Source organism: Paenibacillus sp. OT2-17, assembly GCF_009827695.1.
Taxonomy (GTDB): Bacteria; Bacillota; Bacilli; order Paenibacillales; family Paenibacillaceae; genus Paenibacillus; species Paenibacillus polymyxa_B.
Genome location: NZ_WUDQ01000271.1, coordinates 1 through 4926, shown reverse-complemented (window position 1 = coordinate 4926; position 4926 = coordinate 1). Strand labels below are relative to the sequence as shown.

At 45.5% G+C, this 4926-nt stretch carries 2 protein-coding genes; both read right to left on the bottom strand.

Features of this window, described 5'->3' with window-relative positions:
* Nucleotides 1-2957, bottom strand: a 2957-nt coding sequence (locus GRP75_RS19260) for a non-ribosomal peptide synthetase (RefSeq protein WP_483311099.1), incomplete at its 3' end; no start/stop codon positions are given.
* A 32-nt stretch (nt 2958-2989) separates the two neighbouring features.
* Nucleotides 2990-4926 (bottom strand): condensation domain-containing protein (locus GRP75_RS19255; protein ID WP_237449104.1); only part of this gene is annotated, 1937 nt, incomplete at its 5' end.

Below are 4926 nucleotides of genomic sequence, written 5' to 3'. Positions count from 1 at the left end.
TCTGCTAATTTTATTTCCATCCATGTTCGCGGTGCAACATGGTCGGCCAAACGATCTTCTGGTATCGGCAGCGCCTTACGGTCAATTTTACCGTTCGGTGTAAGAGGTACATTCTGCAACTGAATGAAATGTGAAGGGACCATATAATTTGGGAGTTCTTCATTTAACATCTTGCGAAGCTCGCTCCCCGTCACTTCCCGTTCCGCCACGTAGTAGGCAACCAGTTCGTGTTGGTTTTGGCTATTTGCATGTGCCAGTACGATGGCCTCTTGCATGCGATCTGCCTTCAGCATAGCCGCCTCAACCTCGCCCAGTTCAATCCGGTAACCGCGAATTTTGACCTGATGGTCAATCCTGCCCAGGTACTCAATGTTGCCGTCAGGCATCCATCTTGCTAGGTCGCCTGTCCGATACATGCGTTCATAGCCCGCTTCCCCACCTGCAAACGGATTGGTCACAAATTGTTCAGCCGTTAATTCCGGGCGGTGCAGGTAACCGCGTGCCAGTCCTGGGCCGGATACACACAACTCCCCTGCTATTCCAGCAGGTAAAAGATGACCAAGAGCATCGATCATGTACACCCGGTGGTTGGGTACGGGACGTCCTATGGAAATGGTATCGATTGCTCCGGGGTGCTCCGACACCGGCCAAATGGACGTTGCTACCGAGTTTTCTGTCGGTCCGTAACCATTAAAATAGGAGACCTGATCCTTCCACTTGGTTACGAGCTCCATCGAGGAAGCGGAACCAGCGGTGAACAGAATACGCAGATCCGGCATTCGTTCTGGGTTTAGATACACGGCGTAGGTAGGAGGTAATGCTGCCACCGTAATCTTATGATCCGCCATGTACTGTTCAAACTGGTTGTAGTTCAGTATGATTTCCGAAGTAGGCACGTAAAGTGTCGCGCCACAAAATAGCGCCTGGAATATTTCCCAGCAGGCAGCATCAAATGCGTAGCTCGCAAACAGTAGGGCACGATCTGACGGACTTATCTGCAATGTTTCATCAAAATACGTTTTCAGGTTACACAATCCATGGTGCTCCAGCATTACACCTTTAGGCAGTCCTGTAGTACCTGAAGTGTATATGACATAGGCTAGATCGTTTGCTCCTGATACAGCCTCCAGATTTGACCCTTCCATGTGATATATAGTTGGATCTTCATCCAATACTAGGACTTTTCCTCCAAAAGCGGCCTCTTTGACCTTTTCCACAAGATGGCTTTGCGTCAAAAGCAGGTCTGCACCGGAATCGTCAAATATATAACGGATACGTTCCTCTGGATATGACGGATCGATGGGTACATATGCCCCTCCTGCTTTAAGAATAGCGAGGATGCCGACCACCATATCTATAGAACGATCAGTCATGAGTCCAACCAGCCGATCGGTTGTTGTGCCGTAACTACGTAGGGTACGAGCTAGTCGGTTAGCACGTTCATTCAGCTCAGCATAAGTCAGACTGGAGTTCTCACAGACAACCGCTATTGTCTTCGGTGTCTTTTCTACTTGTTTTTCAAAACAAAGATGGATGGTATCACTAGAAGGATATGAGATCTGTACTCCGCTAAATTGGGATAAAACCTGACTTTTCTCTTCCGTCGTCAGAAATTCCAAATCGGAAATCAGTAGATCCGGCTGTTGAACAATCTGTTCCAGTCCCCGTTTAAGATGAGCTGCAATTAGCCTAATCCAATTTTCAACGTAAACCAGCCGATTGTAACTAAAAGTAACTTCATACTGTGATCCAGGAACGACAATCACATTAAAATCATAGTTGGTCTGTACAATATCCTCCACGTCGGTGACCTGAAGTGTATCAGGACCTTTTTCCGCATGAATAAGCTCCTCTGAATAAGGATAGTTCTCAAAAACAACAATATGACGGACTAAATTTTGTTTCAAATCCGTGTGATTCTGAATATCTGCCAAGGAAGAATAAGAGTACTGAGTAGACTCGATGTTGGAGTTTTGCACAGATATAAGCAGATCCGAAAATCTCTGGTCCACATCACTGGTTATGCGTGTTGGTATTGTGTTAATGAACAATCCCACCATATTTTCAATTCCCGGAACTTCATCTGGTCTGCCGGATACTACGGACCCGAACACAACATCCCGGCTGTGGTTGTACATTTGAAGCAATAATCCCCATACCGTCTGAAATACAGTGCTGACTGTCGTGTGGTAGTGTTTAGCTATTCTCTCCATTCCTTGAGTCAATTCTTTCCCCAGCTTGCATGTGTAACGGTCTGCTTCGAAGATTGGATTCAATGGACGGTTATAGCCCGGTAAAATCGTTTCATTTTCAAGCCCATTTAAATACCCCTGCCAATAGGCTGTCGCTTCTTCCTTGTCCTGTTGCTCCAGCCACTGAATAAAACTGCTGTACGGATATACCGTATCCAATTGTGCAGGCACTCCGGACCGAAGGGAAGTATAGATGGTGAAAAATTCCTGGGCTACCGTTCCCATGCACCAACCATCCATTATAATGTGATGAACACTCCAGACAAGTCTGGAAGACTCATCACTCCATTCAAACAGGGCAAGCCGAATCGGAACATCTTTTTCCAAGTCAAAACCCACTCGACGCTCTCCCTTTAAAAAGTCAGTAAAATGCTCCCTTTTCTCAGCTTCGGGAAAAACACTGATATTCTCGAAATGAACAGGCAACGCATCACGTTCTTCCAAGACAATTTGAAGCGGACGTTCTGTTTCTTTATACATAAAAATGGTACGGAATATATCATATCGATTCATGAGTTGCTGCAAGCTTTGCTGAACCAAATAAACATCTAGCACTTCATTAAAGGTAATAACGGTCTGCTCAAAGTAAGCTTCTGATTTTGCGTCGAGGATGGAATGAAACAACATTCCCTCCTGCATCGGGGACAGCGGATAGATATCTTTAATATTTACCTGTGCCAAATCGTTCACCTTTCCTTTATCCATGCAGAATTTGAGTTTCAACTTGCGGATATCCTTTATTTCAACAGATTTCCCAGCTTATCTGATAATCGGCTTGATATTTGTTCAAATTGCCCCATAGACAATTGATTATATGTAAAATCCGTAGGGCTGCGCTCCGCCTGATCCTTAGTGCAACAATGATGGATAATATTCAATAGATGTTTTTTAAAGCCGATCGTTAATCGCTCTACCGTCGCTGCACCATATTCAAGCCCGTTATATTCAAATTCAAACCGAAGGATTCCGTTCGTTATCATGCCGTTAATGTCAAATGTATTCGTCTTTTCCGCACGCGGGCTTCTCTCACCATTGGCTAAGTCTGCTAATCGAGAAATACGCCAAGGCATGTCTGCGCTGTTTTCTTCGTCGAATTGTCCCAAATAATTGAAGCTAATTTCCGGGAATGGTGCTGCGACTAGAGAAGCGGATTTAGTCTGGTCTTTGGTCAAATAACGTAAAATACCATAACCGATGCCCTTATTAGGCACCCGCCGCAGCTTATCTTTAACCATTTTGATCTGATAGGCCAAATTTTCGGGTCTGTTGACCTCGATTACAAAAGGATACAGGGAGGTAAACCAGCCGACTGTACGAGAGATGTCCAAATCTTTAATGATCTCCTCCCTGCCGTGCCCCTCCAGCAAAATCGGGATTTCGTTATAGCCGCTCCAATCATAAAAAGCCAGACCCAAGGCTGTAAGTAACAGATCATTCATTTCCGTATGATAGGCATGATGTACATGCTTCAACAGCTTTTCCGTCTCATCCCTGCCGAGTACCACCTCCGCTAGGCGTCGATCCTGTATCAGGCTAACCGCGATTTCATGATCCCTTGGCAATCGACGCATCCTGCGTGAATCTACATTGTTCCAGTAGCTGATTTCTTGGCGTACCTGTACACTTTCGGCGTAAGTAGTCAGTCCTGAAGCCCACTCTTTGTAAGCATCCGTCTTGGCAGGCAGATTCGGCGTCTCACCGCGAGCTACCTGATCATAGGCGGTGCCCAAATCTTCCAGCAAAATTCTCCAAGACACACCGTCTACAATAAGATGGTGGATAACGATCATCAGATGATCTTCACCGGACAAATGGAATAAAGCCAAACATATGAGAGGACCTCGTTGCAGATCCAAACTGCTTTGCAGCTCATCGCCAATGTGTCGGATTTCTTCTTCAGGCTGGCTTGATTGTGTCAAATCATAGCTCGTTAATGTAAAGAACTCACCATCGTTCACTCCCCTGTTATAGGCTGAGGCTCCCTTTTCCTCTTCCACAAAGATGATGCGTAATGCATCGTGATGGGCTACCAGCTTGTCCATAGCGTTTTTCAGCCATAATTCATTCCATCCTCTATCATTTTGCAGCATGACCGCCTGATTATAATGGTGACGATCTCTCCGATGATGCTGAAAAAAATCGAGTTGAATGGGTGTCAATTCTACCTCACCCTCTACAATCCCCTGGGGAATGATACGGGTGATTTTTTTTATAAACGGTGCTATCAAGTGAATTTCAGGGTAACGGAATAAGTCCTTTACTTCCATTTTCAGGCCTTTGGCATTTAAGCGTATTGCAATTTGCAATGCTTTAATCGAGTCCCCGCCAAGCTCGAAAAAGTTGTTGTGTAATCCAATTGGTTTAACACCGATCACTTCTTCCCAGATCAAAGCAATTGTTTTTTCCAATTCATCCTGTGGTGCCTCATATACGCTATCCAACGGTGCTATTTCATCTGGTTCGGGCAGATTGGATCGGTCTATTTTCCCGTTATGGGTCAATGGCAACTGTTCCAATACAATGATTTGGGCTGGAACCATGTAGACTGGTAACTGCTGAGCCAGTTTATCTCGCAGCATGTCTTTCTCAGCTGCACCTGCAACATAGGCGCATAAGTACTTTTGTCCCGCCGTGTCCAGTCGATCAACTACAACCGCCTGGCGTACTCCTTCCG